Source organism: Sphingomonas sp. NIC1, from assembly GCF_001638925.1.
GTDB lineage: Bacteria > Pseudomonadota > Alphaproteobacteria > Sphingomonadales > Sphingomonadaceae > Sphingomonas > Sphingomonas aquatilis.
The window spans coordinates 662,211-683,291 of the sequence record NZ_CP015521.1 but is presented as its reverse complement, the minus strand read 5'-3'; the positions used below and the strand labels follow the sequence as shown (position 1 = coordinate 683,291).

The following is a 21,081-nucleotide window of genomic DNA, read 5'->3' as shown; positions in this document are numbered from 1 at the left end:
ACGTGTCTACAAACCCCCCGTCACCCCGGACTGGTTCCGGGGTCCCCCGGGCCGCGAGGGGGTGGCCGGAGGCTCGAACCGCCCCCTTCGCCGCAGAGTGGACCCCGGACCAAGTCCGGAGTGACGCGTGGGGTGAAAGGCCTGGGACAAGCCACCAACGGTACAGTAAAGCGCCGCGCATGATCGCCGCTGTGTCCCGCCGTCCCGCGCTAACCGCCCTCCTGCTCGGCGCCGTCGCCGCCACCGGCTTTGCGCCGTTGCAATTGTGGCCGCTGACGCTCCTCGGCCTCGCGGGTCTCGCCGCGCTGGTGCAGGCCGCGCCCACCGGCCGCCGCGCCGCATGGATCGGCTGGTGCTGGGGCGTCGGGCATTTCACGATCAACAACAACTGGTTCCAGCACGCCTTCGACTTCCAGGACAAGATGCCGCCGGTGCTCGGCTATTTCGCGGCGGTCGGGCTCGCGCTGTATCTGGCGGTCTTTCCGATGCTGGCGTCGCTGGTCGGCTGGCGCTTCCGGGGGCGCGACGGCGTAGATGCGGCCTTCGCCTTTGTCTTCGCCGCGGCATGGATCGGCAGCGAATATCTGCGCGCCACGCTGTTCACCGGCTACGCCTGGGACCCGATCGGCGTGATCTGGGTGCCCGTCATCGGCATCGCGCGGCTGTCGGCATGGATCGGCACCTATGCGCTGTCCGGCGTAACCGTGCTGTTCGCGGTAGCGCTGCTGATGGCGGTGCGGCGGCACTGGCGGCTGGCGGCGGGCCTCGCAGTGGTGCTGTCAGGGGCAGCGCTATCCGCGCTCTGGACCCATGCGCCCTCGGCGGCACCAGATGCGCCGATCCTGCGCATCGTCCAGCCCAATATCGGCAACGACGTGCGCGGCGAGAATGCGGGCGACTATGCCCTGGCGACCCTGCTGCGCGGCACGCGGCACCCCGGCGGCCCGCCCCGGCTGGTGCTGTGGCCCGAAGGGCTGCTGCGCGACCTGCTGGAAAGTGGCTACCCCTATTGGATCTATGGCGATCGCCCGCCGTCATGGACCCGTCGCCGCATCGCCGCCGCACTGCGTCCGGGCGATATCCTGATGACCAGCGCCGATACGCTGTCGTTCGACGCGCGCGGCGAGGTGTCCGGCGCCGCCAATTCCGTGCTCGCGATCGATTCCGTCGGCCGGATCGTCGGCCGCTACGACAAGGCGCACCTCGTCCCCTATGGCGAATATCTGCCGATGCCGTGGCTGCTGCGACCGTTGGGCCTTGCCCGGCTGGTGCCCGGCGACATGGACTTCACGCCCGGTCCCGGCCCGCGCACGCTGAGCCTGCCCGGCTTCGGCGATATCGGCGTACAGGTCTGTTACGAAACGATCTTCTCGGGCGAGCTGATCGAGCCGGGCCGCCGCCCGCGGCTGCTGTTCAATCCGTCGAACGATGCCTGGTTCGGCAGCTGGGGATCGCCGCAATTCCTCGCGCAGACCCGCATGCGCGCGATTGAGGAGGGGCTGCCGATCGTCCGCGCGACGCCCACGGGGATCAGCGCCGTGATTGCCGCCGACGGGCGTCTCGTCGCGACGATCCCGCATGAGCGGGCAGGGGTGGTGGAAGTGCGGATGCCGCCCGCGTTGCCGCCCACGCTGTTCAGCCGGCTGGGCAATTGGGCGGCGCTGGTCGTCGCATTCTCCTTCCTGGTGGCGGCAATTGCCAACCGCCGTTCAGCGCGGTAAGGACGACATATAAAGGTATCTTTATATCGTTATGAGGCAATGATGCGCGGCAATTACATCTTCACGTCGGAATCGGTTTCGGAAGGTCATCCGGACAAGGTCGCGGATCAGATCAGCGACACGATCGTCGATCTGTTCCTGTCGAAGGACCCGGAAGCGCGCATCGCCTGCGAAACGCTGACCACGACCAATCTCGTCGTGCTGGCCGGCGAAATCCGCTGCAAGGGCGTGTATGAGAACAACGCCTGGGCCGACGGCGCGCTCGCCGAGATCGAGGCGGCGGTCCGCGCGACGGTGAAGCGCATCGGCTACGAACAGTCGGGCTTCCACTGGAACGAGTTCACGTTCGAGAACAACCTGCACGGCCAGTCGGCGGAAATCGCAATGGGCGTCGACGAAGGCTCGAACAAGGACGAGGGCGCGGGCGACCAGGGCATCATGTTCGGCTATGCGACCGACGAAACGCCGGGCCTGATGCCGGCGACGCTCTATTACAGCCACAAGATCCTCGAAACGATGGCGGCCGACCGCCATTCGGGCAAGGCGCCGTTCCTGGAGCCGGACGCCAAGAGCCAGGTCACGCTGCAGTATGAAAACGGCGTGCCGGTCCGCGCGACCGCCCTGGTCGTCTCGACGCAGCACAAGGCGGGCTATTGCCTACAGGGTCAGAACGCCGATCCGGCCAAGTATGAGGAACTGCGCGCCTATGTCACGGGCGTGCTGACCGACGTGCTGCCCGACGGTTTCGTCACCGACGACACCAAGGTGTACATCAACCCGACTGGCGCGTTCGAAATCGGCGGTCCGGACGGCGATGCGGGCCTGACCGGCCGCAAGATCATCGTCGACACCTACGGCGGCGCCGCGCCGCACGGCGGCGGTGCGTTCAGCGGCAAGGATCCGACCAAGGTCGATCGTTCGGCCGCCTATGTCGCGCGTTATCTCGCCAAGAACGTCGTCGCCGCCGGCCTCGCCAAGCGCTGCACGATCCAGCTGTCGTACGCGATCGGCATCGCCGAGCCGCTGTCGGTTTATGTCGATACCCACGGCACCGGCACGGTCGCCGAGGACAAGCTGGAGGCGGTACTGCCGCAGCTCGTGCGCCTGACCCCCAAGGGCATCCGCCAGCATCTGAAGCTGAACGCGCCGATCTACGTCAAGTCGGCCGCTTACGGTCACTTCGGCCGCGAGCCGGAAGGCGATCTGTTCACGTGGGAAAAGACCGATCTGGTCGACGCGCTGAAGGCCGCCGTCGCCTGACGATCACGCATCCTGAGGTTGCATGACAGCGCCCTTCCCCGTCTCGCGATGGGGGAGGGCGTTTCGGTTTGGGACCCGAGACGCCCTGGGTGTCAGCGGTAGGGATTGTTGAGTTCGGCGATCCAGCCGGCACGGGGCGTGACGCCGACGCCGCGCGGTTTGCGCGCCTCGTCGAGGTCGATCAGCTCGTTGAAGCTCAGCCCGGCGAGCCGGTCGCTGACCCACCGCACGGTTGCGACCAGATCGGGCATCGAACCCATGTGCAGCATGACCGTCGCGCCGGTGGTGAGGTCGTTGTCGTGTTCGATACAGGCGCCATGCCGCGACAGATTGCGGACGCGGCGCTCGCGCGATCGGCCATCGGCGGTCATCACGATGGCGCGGACGATGACACTGTTGCGCTTCTCGCGCGCGGGTTCGGGTATCGGTTCCATGGCGTGCGCGGATCGATCTGACAGAGATTAGTCACCGGTTTGTAAACGACCCAATGTGGGGTGACTGCCCCTCAAATGGGGCTATTTCGGCGCTGTTTCGCGGTCGGGGACTAAGTGGTTGAGCGCGCTATCGATCGCGGCTTCCGCTACCCATCCCACCAGGCCCGCCACGATCGCCTCCGACAGCGGCGAGGGCGACCCAGCGCTGTCCGCCGCATGCTTCGCGGCATGCGTTCGCTGCCGCATCGCCGTTCGGACCGCACTGGCGACGACATGCACCGCGAGCATCCGCGCGCCGCCGCGAATCAGGTCGGGTCGGCGGGTGACCAGCCCGGCGGCGATCGTGCCAACCGATGCCGCGACCAACTGGGGCTGCTGCGCGATATCGCCCAGAAATACCGGCAGACGTCGCGTGGTGTCGTTTGCCGGTACGATAGCGTGGCTCACCGATTGTCTCCCTGTGGCATTTCGCCGCGAACCTGTGCGTGGGCGAGCAGTGCGAAGATGCCGGCGCCGCCGAACAGATTGCCAAGCACGGCCGGCGCGATCAATCCGCCCAGCGTCTGCCACGCCCCGGTCTGACCGGCGAACCATAATAGAAATGCCTCCGCCGACCCGACGATCGAATGGCTGAAGCTGCCGATCGCAAGAACATAGGTGAAGATGCCGATGACCGTGACGCTCTGTTCCCGCGCATTGGGCAGCGCCCAGGCGAGGACGGCGATCAGGAAGCCGGCCGGCACCGCATTGACGAAGGTACGCCCCGGCGACAGCTCGGTAATCCCCTGCGAGATGGCGAGTGCCGCATCGTGGATCGCCGCATTGCCCATGGCACCGCTGGCGATCGCGAAGGCGGCGATGGCCGTGCCGCAGAGGTTGGCGGCGAGCACGATGCCCCACAGGCGCAGCGTTCGCCCCAGCGCCCAACGCGACGGCCGCGTGACGAGCGGCAGCATCGCCGTGATCGTGCTTTCGGTGAACAGCTGCATCCGGCCGAGGATGACGACGATGAACCCGACCGGATAGCCGAGCCCCACGATCAATTCGCGCCACGGCATGGCGGGCAAGACCGCATGTAACGCGGCCTCGGCCAGCAGCGACACCGTGATCGCAATGCCCGCCGCCAGCCCGGAAAAGAACAGCGATCGGATCGGCCGGCGCAGTTCCTCCTCACCCTCTTCGCGGACGGTGCGATGCAAATCCTTGGCGTCGGCGGCCTTCAGATCGTCATCGTCGGAGGTGTCTGAAGGGGCGTCCATCGTGACGTGCAACGGTCGGTGGTGGTGCTTGGCTCCCGCGTGCCATGGCGATTGAGGCGTTTCCCTCTTCCCCCATCTGTTCTAGGGCGCGGCGCCATGAACGATCCCGCCACCATCCGCCGCCTGTACGGCCGCCGTCAGGGCCACAAATTGCGCGTCGGTCAGGCCGCGCTGGTCGAGGAGACGCTCGACGCGCTCAGCGTTTCCGAGACGGGACCGATCGAGGGCAAGGCGCTGTTCGGCGACGACCGGCCCCTGGAGCTGGAGATCGGCTTCGGCGCGGGCGAGCATCTGGCGGGGCAGGCGGCGATGCGGCCGCAAACGGGCTTCATCGGCTGCGAACCCTTCCTGAACGGCGTGGTCGGCGCACTGGGTCATATCCGCGATGGCGGCCTCACCAACGTGCGGCTGCACATGGGCGATGCGCTCGACGTGGTGGAGCGACTGCCCGATGCCAGCCTGTCGCGCGTCTATCTGCTCCATCCCGATCCATGGCGTAAGGCGCGCCATGCCAAGCGCCGCATGGTCAACCATGGCCCGCTCGACGCCATCGCCGCCAAGCTGAAGCCGGGCGCCGAATTCCGGCTGGGCACCGACGATCCGACCTATTGCCGCTGGGCGATGATGGTGATGGACCAGCGCCGCGACTTCGAATGGCAGGCGCGCGAGCCGGCCGACTTCCTGGTCCGCCCCGACGACTGGCCCGAAACCCGCTACGAACGCAAGGCGCGCCGGCAGGGCCACGAGGTGTGGTACTTCCGCTACGTCCGACGGTAGGCGTCAGCGGCGGCGCTTCGTCTTTCCCTTTTGCGGTGGGGCGACCCAGGTCGGCACTGCGACGTAGACCACCGGCGTCACGCGGGCGATCGTCCTGACCGGGTCGACCGCGGGGTCGGCGGGGAACTGGCCGCGCGCGCGGGCGAAGAGAAAGCGGGCGCGGGCGGCGCCCGGCGCGGTCGCGCTGGTGCCGACCCAACGCCAATGCCACGGCTCCCACTTCACATGCTGACGATTGCCGCCCGGGAAGGACAGCTCGAACCCGAAGCGCGGCGCATTGGCGAGCAGCCAGCGCGCGGCCGGGGTCGCCGCCATACATGCTTCGGCATCGGGACAGCCATTCGCCGGGCGGACCGCGAAATCGAGCGCATAGCCCGTCGCATGTTCGCTATGCCCGGGGGGCGCCACCGAAATCGCACGCGTGGCATCGGCATTGACGGCGCTGTCGGGATGTTCGCGACAGAAGACCGATGCCTGGCGCAGGATCGAGCGATGGCAGGACAGGCCACGTAGCGTGCCCATCACCGCCGGATCGCCCTTTGCCGCGGCGAGCAGGCGTTCGAGATCGGGGATGACGTCGCGCCGCAACAGGCAGCCGTGCAGCCCGAAGCCGCGCGGCGCCTCGACCAAATCGTCCGGCGGCGCGTCGCCATAGGCCAGGTGACCATAGACGCGGCCATCGTTCGCCATCGCCGCTGCGGCACCGGCGCAGACCTGCGCCCCGGCGGGCGAGGCCAGGGACAGCAAAGCGAGAAGGGCGGGGAGGCGCATCGCGGCTGCCTCTGGCGCGAAGACCGATGGAGTGGCAAGGCGTTTCGCATGCATGGCGACCGCGTATTGTTCATCGACGGCGAGGCCCTGGTCATCGACAAGCCCGCCGGGCTGCCGGTGGACAAGCCCCGTGACGGCTCCCTCAGTCTCGAGAACCATCTCGATTCGTTGAAGTTCGGCTTCCAGCGCTGGCCGCAGGCGGTGCATCGCCTGGACCGGGATACCAGCGGGTGTCTGCTGCTGTCGCGCAACCCGAAAGCGCATGCGCGTTTGCAGCAGGCGTTCGAGCGCGGCGAGGTCGAGAAGCGCTATCTCGCCATTCTGGCAGGTGTGCCGCGCGAATCGGCGGGCGAGATCGATCTGGCGCTCGCCAAGGTCAGCACGCGAGAGACGGGCTGGCGCATGGTCGCCGATCCGGCCGGTAAGGCTGCGCATACCGCATGGCGGACGCTCGCGGTGCGTGACGGGCGCGCCTTGGTCGAATTCCGGCCGACGACGGGGCGCACGCACCAGATCCGCGTCCACGCGGCGAGTGGACTGGGTCTGCCGGTGGTCGGCGATCCGGTCTACGGCGCGGGCGAGACGGGCGGCATGATGCTGCACGCCGCCGCCCTGACCGTGCCGCGCGCCAATAAAGAGCCGGTGCGCGCCGAGGCGCCGCTGCCCGAGCGTTTCGGCGCCTGGCCGGATCTCGCTGAGGCCTGACGGTGCCCCCGTGCCGCTGATCCACGTCACCCGCGTCATCGCGATCGACGAGCGCGAGATCGAGGAAAGCTTCACCCGCGCGTCCGGTCCCGGCGGCCAGCACGTCAACACCACCGATAGCGCGGTGATGCTGCGCTTCGACGTGTGGGGATCGCCCAATCTGCCCGATCTGGTGAAGCAGCGGCTGACCGTGCTCGCCGGATCGCGGCTGAGCAAGGATGGCGTGCTGACGCTGCGCGGCGACGGGTCGCGGTCGCAGGAACTGAACCGGCGCGAGGTGCGCGAACGGCTCGTCGCGCTGATCCAGGAGGCGACGATCGTCCTCAAGAAGCGCCGCCCGACCAAGCCCAGCCGATCGGCCAAGGCGAAGCGCGTCGACGAGAAAAAGGGCCGCAGCACGGTGAAGGCGAACCGCGGTCGCGTGCGGCTGGATTGATGCGCGGCGCTTGCCTACATCGCGGGCCATGTACCAGTTCGATATCACCGCCGGCTCCAAGGCCGATCTGTACCTCGACCTGTTGGGGGCGCTCGACGCGCTGACCGTCGACGAACCCGACGCCATCGCCAATATGGCCAATGCCGCCGCGCTGGTGTGGCAATATCTGCCGGACCTCAACTGGGCGGGCTTCTATCGCATGGTCGGGGGCGAGCTGGTGCTGGGACCGTTCCAGGGCAAGGCGGCGTGTATCCGGATCCCGTTGGGCAAGGGCGTGTGCGGCACCGCTGCGGCGACGCGCGAGACGCAACTGGTCGAGGACGTTCATGCCTTTCCCGGCCATATCGCCTGCGACGCGGCAAGCCGGTCCGAACTGGTCGTGCCGATCGTCCATGACGGGCGGCTTGTCGGCGTGCTCGACCTCGACAGTCCCGAGCCCGCCCGCTTCGATGCGGAGGACGCCGCAGGGTGCGAGGCGCTGTGCGCGCGGCTGGCCGCACGGATCGCCTGAACCGAATCGGGACAGGCCACCTCACAGGGCAGGGAACCCGCGCTCTGGCGACTCCGTTTGGCGCGTGATACGCCGCAAGGTGAATAGCGTGTTAATATCCGGGGCGAAGGCATGCGCCTCGGCAACAGGGAGACGACGATGCGCAGCGTGCTGATCGCGACCGCAACTCTGGCGCTGACCGCTACCGGTGCGAGCGCGCAGGAGCGCGTGGTGATGCAGGGACCGGGGGCGAACTTCCCGGCACCGCGCGTCGGCATGGCACCGGCTCCGGCGATCCAGGGGCGTGGTGCGTGGCAGCCGGCGCCGTGGCAGCGCGGCGGCTACCCTGGGCAGCCCGGAGCGGCGCCCGTGGTGCGCCCCGTTCCGCCGCAGCCACAGCCGCAGTGGAATGGTCCGGCGGGTCAGCCGCCGCGGGTGCAGCTGGGCCGGTCGCGCTGGGGCAGCAAGGTGGATGGCCGCTGGTGGGGCGGGGCGAACGCGCCCGGCGGCTGGCGGGCCTATCGCCGGCCGTATCGGGGCTATGCGCTGCCCAGCTATTGGGTGTCGCCCCGCTTCTACATCACCGACTGGCAGACCTATGGCCTGACGCAGCCGACGGCGGGCTATAATTGGGTCCGTTATTACGACGATGCAGTGCTCGTCGATGGTCGCGGCGCGGTCTACGACACGCGGCCCGGCATCAATTGGGATGCCTATGACAGCGACTATTATGCCAGCGATGACCGCGTCTATGCGGATAGCGGCTACGATCCTCGTGGCTATGAGCACCGCGACAATGGCGTCGGTGGCGCCGTGGCGGGCGCCGTCGTCGGTGGTGTCGCAGGCAACCTGATCGCCGGGCGCGGCAATCGGCTGGGGGGCACGCTGATCGGCGCGGGCGTTGGGGCCGCAGCGGGCTATGCGATCGACCAGGCGGAGGACCGCGGCCGCCGCCATCGCCGCGACGATCGTGGCTATGCGATCCCGGTCGCGCCGGATTATCCGCCCCCCGCCGCCGCAGGCCTATGCGCCGCCGCCTCCGCCGCCGCCGCCCGCTTATGCCCCGCCCCCGCCCCCGCCGGTGGGTTATGTCGACAACGGTCGCGCATGGCGCTCGGCCGACGGAGTCACCACGGTGACGACCAGCGCAGGTGGCTCGGGTTATTATCAGGGCGGCTATTATTACCCCGGCGCGACGACCACGACGGTCGTGGTGCAGACCGCGCCCGTGGTCACGACGACCACGACGACGGAGACCTATGAGGACGCGGTGACCTATACCCGCCGCGCCAGGGCCGTGCGGCGTCCGATCGCGGCGCATACGAAGACCAAGCGCGTCTGGCGCCCGGCGCCGACCTGCGCCTGCCAATAAGCGAAGCACGGCGCGATGCGGCGATCCGCGTCGCGCCGGCTTTCTACTGAGCGGTTACCCGATCCCCAGGTCCGCCGGTCCGAACGCGGCGGGCAGCAGTTCCGACAAACGGTAGGTCGCGATCGCGTCACCCTCGGCAGCGCCGCAGTGAACCAGCAGGTCGCGGCCGCCCAATTGCGCGGCTTCGTTGAGGACCTGGCGGCAGCGGCCGCACGGGCTGACGGGGGCGGTGCCCGTCGCACGGCCGTCCGCATCCATCGCGCCGCCGATAACGCCGACCGCGACGACCTCGCGCAGCCGCCCGGCCGCGCTGGCCGTGGCGATCGCCACCGTCTCCGCGCAGAGCGACAGGCCGTAGCTCGCATTTTCGACATTCGCGCCGGTGACGAGGCTGCCGTCGGTCATCAGCAGCGCCGCGCCCACCGCAAAGCGTGAATACGGCGCATGGGCGCGGGTCGCCGCTTCGCGTGCAGCGGCGATCAGATCGGCGGGGGTGGTTTCGGTCATGGTGCGACTACGTCCCAATTCACGGGGCCTTCGATGCCGTCGATGCGGCGCACATCGCTCGCCCGCCACATCTGCCACGGGCGGGCCGGATAGGTGGGGGCGAAGAAGGTGCGCATCGCCCAGATCGGGCGCTCGATCGCGGCGGTGAGTTGATAGGTCGATTCGACGGGCTTGCTGACCCGCAGCATCACCGGCTTGGCGGTGTGCGTCTCGACCATATGGATGAACGTCTTTAGGTCGGCGATCAGCGCGTCGCGATCCGGCCGCGCGGTGCAATCGCCGCGGAAGCTGACGTCGACGGCCATCGGCAACGCGTCGGCGGTGCGGGGCACGAAGGCGTTGACCGCATTCGCCTGATCCTTCGCCGGCTGGCAGAGAGAATAGAGATGGATCGCGCCACGGCGCAGCCCGGCATCGGGCAGCGCCGCCCAATTCGTCTCGAACCCCGGATCGCGGCGGTCGGCGCCGGAGGTGGCGACGAGATAGGCGAAGTCGGCGCCGCGCGCACGCACCGTGCCCCATTCGACCGGTCCGGGGCGTTCGTCCAGATCGATGCCCTGCAACGGATATTGGCTCACCTTGGGATGCCAAGCCGTCGCATAGCTCCACCCACCGATGCCGATCGCACCGGCAACGACCATCGCGCCCACCGCTTTCAACATGCCGTACGCCATCAGCCGCGCAGATGCAGGACGGAGATCAATGTGAAGAGGCGGCGTGCGGTATCGAAATCGACGTCGATCTTTCCCTCCAGCCGTTCGCGCAGCAGCGTGGCGGCATCATTGTGGATGGCGCGGCGGGCCATGTCGACCGTCTCGATCTGCTGCGGCGTCGACGCTCGGATCGCCTGATAATAGCTGTCGCAGATCGCGAAATAGTCCTTGATCGCGCGCCGGAAGCGGCCGAGCGCCAGCACCAGCGTCTCCAGATGGGTATCGTCGGCGCGATGGATGTGGATCCCGAGGCGACCCTCCGCCGATTCGATTTTGATCTTGTAGGGGCCAGCGTAGCCGTCCGCGTGCTGGCGCTGGGGGGCGAAGTGATTGCCTTCCAACAGGTCGAAGATCGCGATCCGCCGCTCCTGCTCGACATCGGCCGAGCGCCAGCCGATGCTGTGCTCGTCCAGGGTGATGTCGATGATCCGCGGGTCGGCCATACGGTCCGATAGTCGGGTTGAGGCGATCCGACAAATCGTGTCGTCGCGCGAAATTTCGGGTAAGAGCGTCTCCCATGGCGACTCTAGCATTTCCGACCCCGGCGGTCCCCGCCGAACCCCTGCAGCTGCCCCGCAACGTCGAAGCCGAAGCCGCGATGCTGGGCGCGATGATGATCGACAACCGGCTGGCCGACGACCTGATCGACCGGCTGGAACCCGCGCATTTCTACGAACCCGTCCACGGCCGTATCTTCGCCGCGATCAAGACCTTGCGCGTCAACGACATGCTGGCGACCCCGGTCACGCTCCGGCCGATGTTCGAAGCGGACGAGGGGATGAAGGAGCTGGGCGGCCCGTCCTATCTCGCCAGCCTGACCGGATCGGGCGCCGGCCTGATCGGTGCGCGCCAGTTCGCGACGCAGATCTATGACCTCGCGATGCTGCGCGCGCTGGTACAGGTCGGCCGGACGCTGGTGGAACGCGCGATGGATACGTCCGAGGAGGTCAATCCGCGCGCGCAGATCGAGCTGGCCGAGGAGGAATTGTACAAGGTCGCGGGCGACGGCGGCGCGGAGAATGCCACCAAGACCTTCGCGCAGGCGACGACGATGGCGGTCAAGATGGCCGAGCGTGCGCTGAACAGCGGCGGCAACCTGTCAGGCGTCACGACCGGCCTCGATTCGGTCAACGCCAAGATCGGCGGCATGCACCATTCCGACCTTATGATCCTCGCCGGACGCCCCGGCATGGGCAAGACCTCGCTCGCCACCAACATCGCGTTCAACGCAGCGCGGCGCTGGATGCGCGACATGGAGGACGGCATCCCGCCGAGCGAATCGGTCGGTGCGAAGGTCGTGTTCTTCAGCCTGGAAATGAGCGCCGACCAGCTGGCGACGCGTATCCTGGCCGAACAGTCGCAAATCAGTTCCGAATCGCTCCGCATGGGCAAGATCAGCAAGGCCGAGTTCGGCCAGCTCGCTGCCGCAGCAGCCGAGCTCGAAAAGCTGCCCTTGTTCATCGACGATACCGGCGGCCTGTCGATCAGCGCACTGCACACGCGCGTGCGTCGCCTGCAGCGGCGGCACAACAACCAGATCGGCCTGGTCGTCGTCGACTACCTCCAGCTGCTGACCAGCGGCGGCAAGGGCGGCAAGGAAAACCGCGTGCAGGAAATTTCCGAGATTTCGCGTGGGCTCAAGACGCTAGCCAAGGACATGAACGTACCGGTGCTGGCACTGTCGCAGCTGAGCCGTGCGGTCGAAAGCCGCGAGGACAAGCGCCCGATGCTGTCCGACCTTCGCGAATCGGGCTCGATCGAGCAGGACGCCGACATGGTCTGGTTCGTGTTCCGCGAGGATTATTACACCGCGCAGCGCGAGCCCAAGCGCCCGATGGAGGGCGACGAGGCCAAGGTCTTCGAAGATCACGCCAAATGGGCAAGCGACATGGAGCGCGTCTATGGCTTGGCCGAGATGATCGTCGCCAAGCAGCGTCACGGTGCGACGGGCAAGGTGGTGCTGAAGTTCGATCCGACGATCACGAAGTTCAGCGATTACGCGGGGTATTGAGCCGAAGCTCCCCATTCCTCCGTCACCCCGGACTTGGTCCGGGGTCCACCGGGCCGCGAGGGGATGACAAGAGGCTCGAGCCGCCCCCTCGCCGCGGAGTGGACCCCGGAACCAGTCCGGGGTGACGGGAGGGGTGGGGCGGGCGGTTCGCCGACCCCGTCGGCAAAATAAACCATGCCCAAGCCATGGCCACGCGCATCGCGTTCAGCCTAGAGCGAGGTAGCCGGTGCGACAGCGCCGGTGACGCATACCCCGTAGGGACACGACATGAGACGAACGATCGCGGCGGCTGCCATGGCGGCCACCATCCTGTCTGCACTGCCCGCGGCGGCGCAGGTGGCGCCCCCGACCGTACAGCCCACGATCCAGCAGGTGCCGGTGCCCGCCAGTGCGGCTGCGCCGGTGGTGCTGCCGCAGATCAGCGAAGCGCAGGCGACGCAGCTGGCGGCGTTGCTGCCCGCCGACACGATCGCCCAGGGACTGAGCCTGAACCCGCGTCCCGAGGACGCGGCGGCGCGCGAGCAATTGGTGCGCGACGCGCTGGACCATGCGCGCGCGGTGCATTCGGGGCGGCTTGCCGAAGAGGATTTCCAGCGCGACTGGGGCCTGCGGCCGCCGGCCTATGACCCGCTGCCGGGATTCGCCGAAGCCGTGCGCACCGACCGGATCGCGGCGTGGATCGCATCGCTGCCACCACCGTATGCCGGCTATGACGGGCTGAAGGCGGGCCTGGTCCGCTATCGCGCCATTGCGGCGGCGGGCGGCTGGCCGACGCTGGCGGCGGGTCCGGACCTGACTCTGGGGTCGAGCGGTGCGCGCGTGATTGCGCTGCGCCAGCGCCTGGCGGTCGAGGACAAGGACGTCGCGACCAGCGGCACCACCTTCGACGCTGCGTTGCTGGAGGCGGTGCGTCGGGCGCAGCGCCGCTATGGCCTCAATCCCACCGGCACCGTCGCCGGGCAGACGCTGGCGGCGCTCAACGTGCCGGCGATCGCGCGCGTACGCCAGATCATGGCGAATATGGAGCGCTGGCGCTGGCTGCCGCAGGAGCTGCCAAAGGATCGTGTACAGGTGAATATCGCCGCCGCGGTGATGACCGTGTTCGACGGCGATGCACCCGTGCTGTCGATGCGCGCGGTGACGGGGCGGCCGGGCGACGAGACGCCGATGCTGTCGTCGATGATTCACAGCGTGGTCATCAATCCGCCGTGGAACGTGCCGACGTCGATCGCGACCAAGGAGCTGTGGCCAAAGGAAAAGAAGAGCCCCGGTTATCTGAAGCGCAACGGCTTCAAGGTGATCGACGGCACCCGGCTGCAGCAGCAGGCGGGCGACCAGAGCGCGCTGGGCCGGTTCAAGTTCGACTTCGACAACAATTTCTCGGTCTATCTGCACGACACGCCGTCGCGCGCGAAGTTCGCGAGCTTCAGCCGGCTCGCGAGCCATGGCTGCGTGCGGCTGGAAAAGCCGGAGCAGCTGGCCGACCTGTTGCTGAAGGGCGATCCGACCTGGACGCCCGAGGCGATCGCCGCGCAGGTGCAGAAGGGCGAGACGGTCCGCGCGCGGTTGGCCAAGCCGGTGGCCGTGTACCTGCTCTATTGGACTGCCTTTGCCAGCGGCAACGGGCAGATGAACTTCCGGGACGATCCCTATGGCTGGGATGCGGCACTCGCCGCGAAGATCGAGGCGCGCTCGGCGCGCGCCGTTCTGGCCAGCCGCTGACGAGGAACGACGCAGATGACACGACGCACGATTCGGATGACGACGCTGCTGGCGGCGGCGGGGCTGCTGGCGCTGGCCGGCTGTTCGCGCCCCGAGCCGGAGCAGCCGGCTGGGGAAGACAATGTGGTCGAGACTATGCCGACCGCGGACGCGACGCCTGAGGCTTTGCCCTCCGCCGAGCCGGTGGCCACGCCGACGCCGATCGCCAATGTCGCGGACGTGCCGCCCGAAAAGCCGGTCGCGCCCGATGCGCAGATGATCGAGGATGCCGACGCGACGGGTATGACCGCGCGCGTCTCGCGCGATGATGCGCCGGCCGCCGCGGGCAACGACGCGGCGCCGCAATAAGCGACGGTCGCGCCATGACGCGGATGCCGAACCGGCGCGCGCTCCATCGTTGGGGCGTGGCGCTGGCCCTGACGGGACTCGTCGGCGGCAGCGTGCCGGCGCTGGCGGCGCCGCGTCCGGTGTCCGAGATCGTGATGGACGCGCGCGACGGTAGCATCCTGTATGCGGAAAATGCCGGGATCGTCCGGCGGCCGGCATCGCTGACCAAGATGATGACGCTGCTGCTGACCTTCGATGCGATCGACGACGGCAAGCTCGATCCGAGTGGCTCGATCCGCATCTCGCGCTATGCCGCAAGCCAGCGACCCTCGCGCGTCGGGTTCAAGCCGGGCGCGCGCATGGGGGTGGAGGACGCGATTCGCGCGGTCGCGGTGCTCTCCGCCAACGATGTCGCGGTGGCGCTGGCAGAGGCGGTGGGCGGCACCGAGGATCGGTTCGCGCGGATGATGACCGAACGCGCCAGGGCGCTGGGCATGACAGACACGTCCTTCACCAACGCGACCGGCCTGCCCGGCGCGAACCTCAGCACCGCCGAGGATATGGCGAAACTGTCGCTGGCGCTGCTGCGCGAGCATCCCAAACGCTATGCGGTGTTTTCGACGCGCTCGTTCAGTTGGGCCGGGCGGCGCGTGCAGAATCACAACCATCTGCTCGGCGCGTTCGAAGGCGCCGACGGAATCAAGACCGGCTATACCGCCGAGGCCGGATTCGCGCTGGCCGCATCGGCGAAGCGCGCCGGCCGTCGACTGATTGCGGTGGTGATCGGCGAACGATCGATCCAGGCGCGCGACCGGCGGGTCGAACGGCTGCTCGACCAAGGGTTTGCGGAACTCGCCGACGCGCGCAAGGGCGGCGCAAAGGGCTGATCGCCGGCCGTCCGGTCAGCGCCGGACGGCACGCCCCCCGAAGGTTGGCACGCTCTCGCTGCCGTCCGCCGCCAGCGCGGAGACGGCGAAGAACGTGTCGTCGACCGGCACCTGCGTGATCGTCGTCTGATCCCCCTGCACGTCGCGCGCGGTGCTCCAATCCTGCGTGTCGTTCGCACGCCAGCGAACGCGATAGCCCGCAGCGCCCGGCACCGGCGTCCAGCTGACCTTCGTGTCGCGCGACAGGTCGCCCGACAGCGTCACGGCGGCCGGGGCAGCGGGAGCGGCGGCGAGGCGGGCGATCGTCGCGGCGTTGATGGCGGTCACCTTGGCCAAATAGGCGAAGTCCATCCGGTCGATCGTGTCGCCATAGGTCACGCCGCCTTCGGTGCGCAGGTCTTGATGCTGCGCGTCCCAATTTTCCGCACCGACCGAGAAGCGGACCGCGGGATAGCCGCGCTTCAGGAACGGTTCGTGGTCGCCACCGCGGCCGAAGCGATCGGGGCGGCGGTCGATCACCACATCGAGGCCGCCGGGGATGCGGCGGGCAATGCCGTCGATCACCTTGGCGAGCGCGCGGCTGGGGCCGTCGTCCTCGCCGCCATCGCCGCGGCGGCGCATCTGGCCGGGCAGGTCCTCGGCGGCGCGAATGCCTTCGGAAAAGACGCGGACGCGGCCGGCGTCCTTCACGCCGCCCTGGCCGATCGAATTGCCGACGATATCGTTGTTGAGCATCGCGCTGACCTGCCAGCCGCGCTGCTGCGCGGTGTCGGCGAGCAGTTCGGCGCCCCACAGCCCCTGTTCCTCGGCCGAGAAGGCGACGTAGATGATCGTCGCGTCGAATTGCCGCTTCGACAGCAGGCGCGCGGTCTCCAGCACCAGCGCCACGCCCGAGGCATCGTCGTTGGCGCCGGGGGCGTCGTGCGTCGCGTCCATCACGTCGGTGACGCGGCTGTCGATATGGCCGCCGACGATGATGACGCGATTGGGATCGCGGCCGGGCTGAATGCCCAGCACATCCTCGACCACGACGCCATTGGGTGCGCGCGGACCGGTAAAGCGGCGGCTGATCCGCTCGACCCGGATGCAGCCGCCGCACGTCTTGCCGATCGCGGTGAGCTGCGCCGCCATCCAGTTGCGTGCGGCGCCGATACCGCGCTTGGGGTCGGTGGCGGATGACAGCGTGTGGCGCGTGCCGAAGCCGACCAACGCGGTCACGTCGCCGCGCAGGCGGGCGGCGTTGGGCATCGGCGGTGCGGGGGGCGGTGCGGGGGGCGTGGCGGCCGCAGCGGCGGCGGCGAGGAGCGGCACGAGGATCATGGCCGACGGTGTGGACCGCCGCGCGGGTCGGCTCAAGGGGGAAGGCGCGGATTTATCCGACACACCAGCGGCTTGGCCGGTGCGCCGTCCGAATCGTCAGTGGTGCAGGTGCGAGGGGGCGTCGCCGCGCTGGCTGATCATGTCGATCACGCCGCTGAGATGCGCGGCGGCGATGCCTTCGCCCAGTTCGTCGAGCGTCTGCAGCGCCTGGGTCAAGAGCGCCAGCGTGTCGATGTATCGCGCCACAGGTATCATGCTGGTCTCCAAGATGTCCTATTTTATGCTATTCAAAAGCAAATTTCCATTGTTTTTTCATTGGGTTCAGCTGAGGCGATCGATTGCCTCACGGGTCAGCGAGCCGGGGATGATCATGACCGGGACGGGCAGGGCGCCCGCGTCGGTGCCGGTAAAATGCGCGACGAGCTTGCCCGGCGCACCGCCGGCCGCCGCGCCCAGCACCAGCGCGGCGATATCGGGATTGGCGGCGATGATTTCGCGGATGATCCGCGGGCCGTCGCCCTGGCGGACGGTGATCGCCGGCTTCAGGCCGGATTCGGCGACCAGCGTGCCCGCGGCTGCCGTGACGAGTCCCTCCGCATGTTGCAGCGCTTCTTCCTCGATCGTCGCCTGCACGCCGCCGAAGGCGATGAACTCCTGCGGCGGGATCAGCGTGAGAATTTCGACGCCGCCGCCGGTCTTCACGGCGCGGCGCGCGGCAAAGCGCAGCGCGATCTCCGCCTCCGGGCTATCGTCGATCACGACCAGGTAGATCCGCATGGCTGCTCCCCTTTTCCGTTACGTGCCGCGTGGATGAAGCGCGTGCAAGGGTTGACCCCCCGGCTTTGCGGCGCGAAGGAGCAATCCGCTCCCCAGGCAAGAGGACCTGCATGTCGATCGAGATCAAGATGCCCGCGCTGTCGCCGACGATGGAGGAGGGTACGCTGGCCAAATGGCTCGTCAAGGAAGGCGACACCGTCAAGAGCGGTGACATCATGGCCGAGATCGAAACCGACAAGGCGACGATGGAGTTCGAGGCGGTCGACGAAGGCACGATCGCCAAGATTCTCATCGCCGAAGGCACCGACGGCGTGAAGGTCGGCGCGGTGATCGCGATCCTGGCCGAAGAAGGCGAGGACGCCGCCTCCGTATCCGCCCCGACGAAGAGCGAGACGCCGCAGCCCGCCGCGAAGGAATCGGAGGCCAAGCCCAACCCCGCCGATCCCAACAAAACCGGCAGCGAGGCGAAGCCCGTCGAACGCACCGTCACGCAGGCCGAGGACCATGGCCGTCCCGCCGATGCCGGCGCGTCCGATAAGGGCGGCCGCGTGAAGGCGAGCCCGCTCGCGCGCCGTATCGCCGCGGACAAGGGCATCGACCTGTCCGGCCTGAGCGGTTCCGGGCCGAACGGCCGCATCGTGAAGGCGGACGTCGAGGGCGCCAAGCCCGGCGCCGCGCCTGCCGCCGCGAAGGCCGACGCCGCCCCGACCGCCGCTGCTCCGGCGCCGGCCGCTGCGCCCAAGCCCGCCACCGTGCCGGATATTCCGCACGAGGCGACCAAGCTCAGCAACATGCGCAAGACGATCGCGCGCCGCCTGACCGAATCGAAGCAGACGGTGCCGCACATCTACCTGACGGTGGATATCCAGCTCGATGCGCTGCTGAAGCTGCGCGGCGAGCTGAACGCCAGCCTGGAAAGCCGTGGCGTCAAGCTTTCGGTCAACGACATGCTGGTGAAGGCGCTGGCCCAGGCGCTGATCGCGGTGCCCAAGTGCAACGTGATGTTCACGCCCGACCAGCTGATCAGCTTCAAGCGCGCCGACATTTCGGTTGCGGTGTCGACCCCATCGGGCCTGATCACGCCGATCGTCGTCGGCGCGGATACCAAGAGCCTGTCGGCGATCTCCACGGAAGTGAAGGACCTCGCCGCGCGCGCCAAGGACAACAAGCTGAAGCCCGAGGAATTCCAGGGCGGCACCGCGTCGATCAGCAACATGGGCATGTTCGGCATCAAGCAGTTCGAAGCGGTCATCAACCCGCCGCAGGGCATGATCATGGCGATCGGCGCGGGCGAGAAGCGCCCGTATATCGTCAACGGCGAACTGGCGGTCGCGACCGTCATGTCGGCGACCGGCAGCTTCGATCACCGTGCGATCGACGGGGCCGATGGCGCCGAGCTGATGAAGGTGTTCAAGGATCTGGTCGAGCGTCCGCTCGGCATGCTCGCCTGACCGGGAAACGCCTGCGATGACGCGTCTGGCTTTCCTGTCTCGCCTGCCGATCTCGCGCGCGGCGATGGAGGTGATCTCCATCGTGGCGGGCCTGATCGCGGCCGTGGCGATGACCTGGGCCGCCGCCTGGTCCTATCCGCTGGGCCGCGAGGTGATCTGGTGGTGCGGGGCCGCCGCGATGGTCGCGACGGTGTTGATGGGCATCGGCCCGCTGCGCCGCGCCCGCGCTGCCGATCGGATGAGCGCATGAGCGGCCTGCCGGACGGATCGCCGACGATCCGCGTCACCGCCATGCCTGCCGACGCCAATCCCTATGGCGACATCTTTGGTGGCTGGCTGATGGGACAGATGGACTTGGCCGCCGGCTCGGTCGCCTCGCGCCATGCCGGCGGCCGGGCGGTGACGATCGCCTGCGACGCGATGAAGTTCCACGCGCCGGTGCTCGTCGGCGATGAGGTGTCGGTCTATGCCCGCCTCGTCGCGGTCGGCAACACGTCGATGACGATCGAGGTCGAGGCGTGGCGCCGCGCCCGCCACGCCAACGACGCGTGCAAGGTGACGCAAGCCCGCTTCGTCTTCGTCGCCACCGACACCAACCGCCAGCCCCGGCGCGTCGCGCCGTTGCCGGCGTGACATTCTGATCTCTTCTCTCCCCAAACTCCTTTCCCCAGGGAACGACCATGGCTGACACCTACGATCTCATCGTCCTCGGCTCCGGCCCCGGCGGCTATGTCTCGGCGATCCGCGCGAGCCAGCTGGGCATGAAGGTCGCGATCGTCGAGCGTGAACGCCTCGGCGGCATCTGCCTCAACTGGGGCTGCATCCCGACCAAGGCGCTGCTGCGCACGTCGGAGGTCTATCACTATATGACCCACGCCGATGCCTATGGGCTGAAGGCGGACAATGTCGGCTTCGACCTTGGCAAGATCGTCGATCGCAGCCGCAAGGTGGCGGGGCAGCTCAATGCCGGCGTCAAAGGCCTGATGAAGAAGAACAAGGTCACGGTGGTCGAGGGCTTCGGTACGCTGACGGGCAAGGGCAAGCTCAGCGTCAAGCAGGGCGACAAGACCGTCGAGCTTGCCGCCAAGCACATCATGGTCGCCACCGGCGCGCGCGCGCGCGACCTGCCGTTCGCCAAGGCCGACGGCAAGCGCATCTGGACCTATCGCCACGCGATGGTGCCCGAAGTGATGCCGACCAAGCTGCTGGTCATCGGATCGGGCGCGATCGGCGTCGAGTTCGCCAGCTTCTACAACGACATGGGCGCCGACGTGACGATCGTGGAGATGCTCGACCGCATCCTGCCGGTCGAGGATGCCGAAGTCAGCGACTTCATGACCAAGGCGCTGACCAAGCAGGGGATCAAGATCCTCACCAAGTCGGGCTTGGAAAAGCTGGAGCCGGGCGCGAACGGCGTCACCGCCGCGATCAAGGGCGCGGACGGCAAGGTCACCAGCACCGAATTCAGCCATGCGATCGTCGCGATCGGTATCGTGCCGAACACCGAGAATATCGGGCTGGAGGCGCTGGGCGTCGAGACGGAGCGCGGTCACATCAAGGTCGACGGCTACGGCCGCACCAACGTCGAGGGCATCTACGCGATCGGCGACGTCACGGGAGCACCATGGCTGGCGCATAAGGCGAGCCACGAAGGTATCGTCTGCGTCGAGAAGATCGCCGGCCAGAACCCGCATCCGTTCGAGACGTGGAACATCCCCGGCTGCACCTACAGTCGCCCGCAGGTCGCCAGCGTCGGCCTGACCGAGGCGAAGGCCAAGGATGCGGGCCATGACGTGAAGGTCGGCAAGTTCCCCTTCATCGGCAACGGCAAGGCGATCGCGCTGGGCGAGGCGGAAGGCTTCATCAAGACGGTGTTCGACGCCAAGACCGGCGAATTGCTGGGTGCGCACATGGTCGGCGCGGAAGTGACGGAGCTGATCCAGGGCTACGTCATCGCGCGCCAGCTGGAAACGACTGAGCACGAGCTGATGGAAACGGTGTTCGCGCACCCGACGTTGAGCGAGATGATGCACGAAAGCACGCTCAGCGCCTACGGCCGCGCGCTGCACTTCTAGGGCGGTAATACGCCGAGATTTCCCGTCATTGCGAGCGCATGCGAAGCGATCCAGAGCCGTACCACG

At 68.1% G+C, this 21,081-nt stretch carries 25 protein-coding genes; 15 read left to right on the top strand and 10 right to left on the bottom strand.

Features of this window, described 5'->3' with window-relative positions; genetic code table 11:
- Positions 1-179 precede the first annotated feature (179 nt).
- Both lnt and metK read left to right on the top strand, forming a co-directional pair.
- The gene (gene lnt / locus A7E77_RS03475) at positions 180-1,721 is read left to right on the top strand and encodes an apolipoprotein N-acyltransferase (RefSeq protein WP_063685881.1); all 1,542 of its coding nucleotides are present in this window, start codon (positions 180-182) and stop codon (positions 1,719-1,721) included.
- 42 nt (positions 1,722-1,763) lie between these two features.
- Positions 1,764-2,981 (top strand): methionine adenosyltransferase, encoded by a 1,218-nt coding sequence (gene metK, locus A7E77_RS03470; RefSeq protein ID WP_063689693.1) that lies wholly within the window; start codon positions 1,764-1,766, stop codon positions 2,979-2,981.
- 92 nt (positions 2,982-3,073) lie between these two features.
- Here the strand turns inward: metK and A7E77_RS03465 are convergent, their stop codons facing one another.
- From A7E77_RS03465 to A7E77_RS03455, 3 genes are all read right to left on the bottom strand, one after another.
- A complete protein-coding gene (locus A7E77_RS03465; protein WP_063685880.1) occupies positions 3,074-3,415 on the bottom strand; it encodes a PilZ domain-containing protein in 342 nt (113 codons plus the stop codon).
- Between the two features lie 81 nt (positions 3,416-3,496).
- Positions 3,497-3,862, bottom strand: coding sequence for a hypothetical protein (locus A7E77_RS03460; protein ID WP_226341835.1), 366 nt, complete (start codon positions 3,860-3,862; stop codon positions 3,497-3,499).
- Positions 3,859-4,674: a formate/nitrite transporter family protein gene (locus A7E77_RS03455; RefSeq protein ID WP_063685879.1), complete on the bottom strand. Its 816-nt coding sequence runs from the start codon at positions 4,672-4,674 to the stop codon at positions 3,859-3,861. Before A7E77_RS03455 ends, A7E77_RS03460 begins: the two co-directional genes overlap by 4 nt.
- A 96-nt stretch (positions 4,675-4,770) precedes the next feature.
- On the opposite strand from A7E77_RS03455, the gene trmB reads away from it, so the two are divergent.
- Positions 4,771-5,451 (top strand): tRNA (guanine(46)-N(7))-methyltransferase TrmB, encoded by a 681-nt coding sequence (gene trmB / locus A7E77_RS03450; protein ID WP_063685878.1) that lies wholly within the window; start codon positions 4,771-4,773, stop codon positions 5,449-5,451.
- Between the two features lie 3 nt (positions 5,452-5,454).
- On the opposite strand, the gene A7E77_RS03445 is transcribed toward trmB, so the two are convergent.
- On the bottom strand, positions 5,455-6,276 hold the full coding sequence (locus A7E77_RS03445) for a M15 family metallopeptidase (protein WP_078462210.1): 822 nt from the start codon (positions 6,274-6,276) through the stop codon (positions 5,455-5,457).
- Between A7E77_RS03445 and A7E77_RS03440 the strand changes: the two genes are divergently transcribed.
- The 4 genes from A7E77_RS03440 to A7E77_RS03425 all read left to right on the top strand — a co-directional run bounded on the left by A7E77_RS03440 (position 6,271) and on the right by A7E77_RS03425 (position 9,116).
- Positions 6,271-6,927 carry an RluA family pseudouridine synthase gene (locus A7E77_RS03440; RefSeq protein ID WP_063685876.1) on the top strand — a complete coding sequence of 219 codons (657 nt, stop codon included), beginning with the start codon at positions 6,271-6,273 and terminating at the stop codon, positions 6,925-6,927. The genes A7E77_RS03445 and A7E77_RS03440 overlap by 6 nt on opposite strands.
- A 10-nt stretch (positions 6,928-6,937) precedes the next feature.
- Entirely contained in the window at positions 6,938-7,363 is a 426-nt protein-coding gene (gene arfB, locus A7E77_RS03435) for an alternative ribosome rescue aminoacyl-tRNA hydrolase ArfB (RefSeq protein ID WP_063685875.1), read from the top strand.
- Between the two features lie 28 nt (positions 7,364-7,391).
- Complete coding sequence (locus tag A7E77_RS03430; protein ID WP_063685873.1) at positions 7,392-7,874, top strand: GAF domain-containing protein; 483 nt, start codon at positions 7,392-7,394, stop codon at positions 7,872-7,874.
- 111 nt (positions 7,875-7,985) lie between these two features.
- Positions 7,986-9,116, top strand: a complete 1,131-nt coding sequence (locus A7E77_RS03425; RefSeq protein ID WP_226341834.1) for an RcnB family protein — start codon at positions 7,986-7,988, stop codon at positions 9,114-9,116.
- 163 nt (positions 9,117-9,279) lie between these two features.
- On the opposite strand, the gene A7E77_RS03420 is transcribed toward A7E77_RS03425, so the two are convergent.
- The 3 genes from A7E77_RS03420 to A7E77_RS03410 are packed head-to-tail and all read right to left on the bottom strand — an operon-like array spanning position 9,280 to position 10,888.
- Positions 9,280-9,732: a cytidine deaminase gene (locus A7E77_RS03420; protein ID WP_063685871.1), complete on the bottom strand. Its 453-nt coding sequence runs from the start codon at positions 9,730-9,732 to the stop codon at positions 9,280-9,282.
- Entirely contained in the window at positions 9,729-10,394 is a 666-nt protein-coding gene (locus A7E77_RS03415; protein ID WP_063689689.1) for a GH25 family lysozyme, read from the bottom strand. Before A7E77_RS03415 ends, A7E77_RS03420 begins: the two co-directional genes overlap by 4 nt.
- Positions 10,395-10,405: 11 nt before the next feature.
- On the bottom strand, positions 10,406-10,888 hold the full coding sequence (locus tag A7E77_RS03410; protein ID WP_017979620.1) for a UPF0262 family protein: 483 nt from the start codon (positions 10,886-10,888) through the stop codon (positions 10,406-10,408).
- A 74-nt stretch (positions 10,889-10,962) separates the two neighbouring features.
- Between A7E77_RS03410 and A7E77_RS03405 the strand changes: the two genes are divergently transcribed.
- The 4 genes from A7E77_RS03405 (at position 10,963) to A7E77_RS03390 (ending at position 15,392) form a co-directional block, all read left to right on the top strand.
- Positions 10,963-12,456, top strand: coding sequence for a replicative DNA helicase (locus A7E77_RS03405; protein ID WP_063685869.1), 1,494 nt, complete (start codon positions 10,963-10,965; stop codon positions 12,454-12,456).
- A 267-nt stretch (positions 12,457-12,723) separates the two neighbouring features.
- Positions 12,724-14,178, top strand: a complete 1,455-nt coding sequence (locus A7E77_RS03400; protein ID WP_413243587.1) for a L,D-transpeptidase family protein — start codon at positions 12,724-12,726, stop codon at positions 14,176-14,178.
- A gap of 15 nt (positions 14,179-14,193) precedes the next feature.
- Positions 14,194-14,526, top strand: a complete 333-nt coding sequence (locus A7E77_RS03395) for a hypothetical protein (RefSeq protein ID WP_226341833.1) — start codon at positions 14,194-14,196, stop codon at positions 14,524-14,526.
- Between the two features lie 14 nt (positions 14,527-14,540).
- A complete protein-coding gene (locus A7E77_RS03390) occupies positions 14,541-15,392 on the top strand; it encodes a D-alanyl-D-alanine carboxypeptidase family protein (protein ID WP_078462208.1) in 852 nt (283 codons plus the stop codon).
- Positions 15,393-15,407: 15 nt separating this feature from the next.
- On the opposite strand, the gene A7E77_RS03385 is transcribed toward A7E77_RS03390, so the two are convergent.
- From A7E77_RS03385 to A7E77_RS03380, 3 genes are all read right to left on the bottom strand, one after another.
- Positions 15,408-16,712 carry a M28 family metallopeptidase gene (locus A7E77_RS03385; RefSeq protein WP_063685861.1) on the bottom strand — a complete coding sequence of 435 codons (1,305 nt, stop codon included), beginning with the start codon at positions 16,710-16,712 and terminating at the stop codon, positions 15,408-15,410.
- A 96-nt stretch (positions 16,713-16,808) separates the two neighbouring features.
- Complete coding sequence (locus A7E77_RS17875) at positions 16,809-16,958, bottom strand: hypothetical protein (protein ID WP_192930011.1); 150 nt, start codon at positions 16,956-16,958, stop codon at positions 16,809-16,811.
- A 75-nt stretch (positions 16,959-17,033) separates the two neighbouring features.
- Positions 17,034-17,489, bottom strand: a complete 456-nt coding sequence (locus A7E77_RS03380; RefSeq protein WP_063685859.1) for a universal stress protein — start codon at positions 17,487-17,489, stop codon at positions 17,034-17,036.
- Between the two features lie 110 nt (positions 17,490-17,599).
- Between A7E77_RS03380 and A7E77_RS03375 the strand changes: the two genes are divergently transcribed.
- Genes A7E77_RS03375 through lpdA form a run of 4 tightly spaced genes read left to right on the top strand, consistent with a single transcriptional unit; the run spans position 17,600 to position 21,015 of the window.
- Complete coding sequence (locus tag A7E77_RS03375; protein WP_063685857.1) at positions 17,600-18,940, top strand: pyruvate dehydrogenase complex dihydrolipoamide acetyltransferase; 1,341 nt, start codon at positions 17,600-17,602, stop codon at positions 18,938-18,940.
- A gap of 16 nt (positions 18,941-18,956) precedes the next feature.
- Positions 18,957-19,190: a hypothetical protein gene (locus tag A7E77_RS03370; RefSeq protein WP_063685855.1), complete on the top strand. Its 234-nt coding sequence runs from the start codon at positions 18,957-18,959 to the stop codon at positions 19,188-19,190.
- Positions 19,187-19,573, top strand: a complete 387-nt coding sequence (locus A7E77_RS03365; RefSeq protein WP_063685853.1) for an acyl-CoA thioesterase — start codon at positions 19,187-19,189, stop codon at positions 19,571-19,573. Before A7E77_RS03370 ends, A7E77_RS03365 begins: the two co-directional genes overlap by 4 nt.
- A gap of 47 nt (positions 19,574-19,620) precedes the next feature.
- Positions 19,621-21,015 (top strand): dihydrolipoyl dehydrogenase, encoded by a 1,395-nt coding sequence (lpdA, locus tag A7E77_RS03360; RefSeq protein WP_063685851.1) that lies wholly within the window; start codon positions 19,621-19,623, stop codon positions 21,013-21,015.
- Positions 21,016-21,081 lie beyond the last annotated feature (66 nt).

Bases quoted from the DNA above. Each gene is read 5' to 3' on its own strand.
- A7E77_RS03390 (WP_078462208.1), top strand. From the start codon at position 14,541: ATGACGCGGATGCCGAACCGGCGCGCGCTCCATCGTTGGGGCGTGGCG.
- A7E77_RS03380 (WP_063685859.1), bottom strand. From the start codon at position 17,489: ATGCGGATCTACCTGGTCGTGATCGACGATAGCCCGGAGGCGGAGATC.
- A7E77_RS03365 (WP_063685853.1), top strand. From the start codon at position 19,187: ATGAGCGGCCTGCCGGACGGATCGCCGACGATCCGCGTCACCGCCATG.
- lpdA (WP_063685851.1), top strand. From the start codon at position 19,621: ATGGCTGACACCTACGATCTCATCGTCCTCGGCTCCGGCCCCGGCGGC.
- A7E77_RS03430 (WP_063685873.1), top strand. From the start codon at position 7,392: ATGTACCAGTTCGATATCACCGCCGGCTCCAAGGCCGATCTGTACCTC.
- A7E77_RS03410 (WP_017979620.1), bottom strand. From the start codon at position 10,888: ATGGCCGACCCGCGGATCATCGACATCACCCTGGACGAGCACAGCATC.
- A7E77_RS03420 (WP_063685871.1), bottom strand. From the start codon at position 9,732: ATGACCGAAACCACCCCCGCCGATCTGATCGCCGCTGCACGCGAAGCG.
- trmB (WP_063685878.1), top strand. From the start codon at position 4,771: ATGAACGATCCCGCCACCATCCGCCGCCTGTACGGCCGCCGTCAGGGC.
- A7E77_RS03425 (WP_226341834.1), top strand. From the start codon at position 7,986: ATGCGCCTCGGCAACAGGGAGACGACGATGCGCAGCGTGCTGATCGCG.
- A7E77_RS03440 (WP_063685876.1), top strand. From the start codon at position 6,271: ATGCATGGCGACCGCGTATTGTTCATCGACGGCGAGGCCCTGGTCATC.
- A7E77_RS03370 (WP_063685855.1), top strand. From the start codon at position 18,957: ATGACGCGTCTGGCTTTCCTGTCTCGCCTGCCGATCTCGCGCGCGGCG.
- A7E77_RS03415 (WP_063689689.1), bottom strand. From the start codon at position 10,394: ATGTTGAAAGCGGTGGGCGCGATGGTCGTTGCCGGTGCGATCGGCATC.
- A7E77_RS03405 (WP_063685869.1), top strand. From the start codon at position 10,963: ATGGCGACTCTAGCATTTCCGACCCCGGCGGTCCCCGCCGAACCCCTG.
- metK (WP_063689693.1), top strand. From the start codon at position 1,764: ATGCGCGGCAATTACATCTTCACGTCGGAATCGGTTTCGGAAGGTCAT.
- A7E77_RS03375 (WP_063685857.1), top strand. From the start codon at position 17,600: ATGTCGATCGAGATCAAGATGCCCGCGCTGTCGCCGACGATGGAGGAG.
- A7E77_RS03445 (WP_078462210.1), bottom strand. From the start codon at position 6,276: ATGCATGCGAAACGCCTTGCCACTCCATCGGTCTTCGCGCCAGAGGCA.
- A7E77_RS03455 (WP_063685879.1), bottom strand. From the start codon at position 4,674: ATGGACGCCCCTTCAGACACCTCCGACGATGACGATCTGAAGGCCGCC.
- A7E77_RS03465 (WP_063685880.1), bottom strand. From the start codon at position 3,415: ATGGAACCGATACCCGAACCCGCGCGCGAGAAGCGCAACAGTGTCATC.
- A7E77_RS03395 (WP_226341833.1), top strand. From the start codon at position 14,194: ATGACACGACGCACGATTCGGATGACGACGCTGCTGGCGGCGGCGGGG.
- A7E77_RS03400 (WP_413243587.1), top strand. From the start codon at position 12,724: ATGAGACGAACGATCGCGGCGGCTGCCATGGCGGCCACCATCCTGTCT.
- lnt (WP_063685881.1), top strand. From the start codon at position 180: ATGATCGCCGCTGTGTCCCGCCGTCCCGCGCTAACCGCCCTCCTGCTC.
- A7E77_RS03385 (WP_063685861.1), bottom strand. From the start codon at position 16,712: ATGATCCTCGTGCCGCTCCTCGCCGCCGCCGCTGCGGCCGCCACGCCC.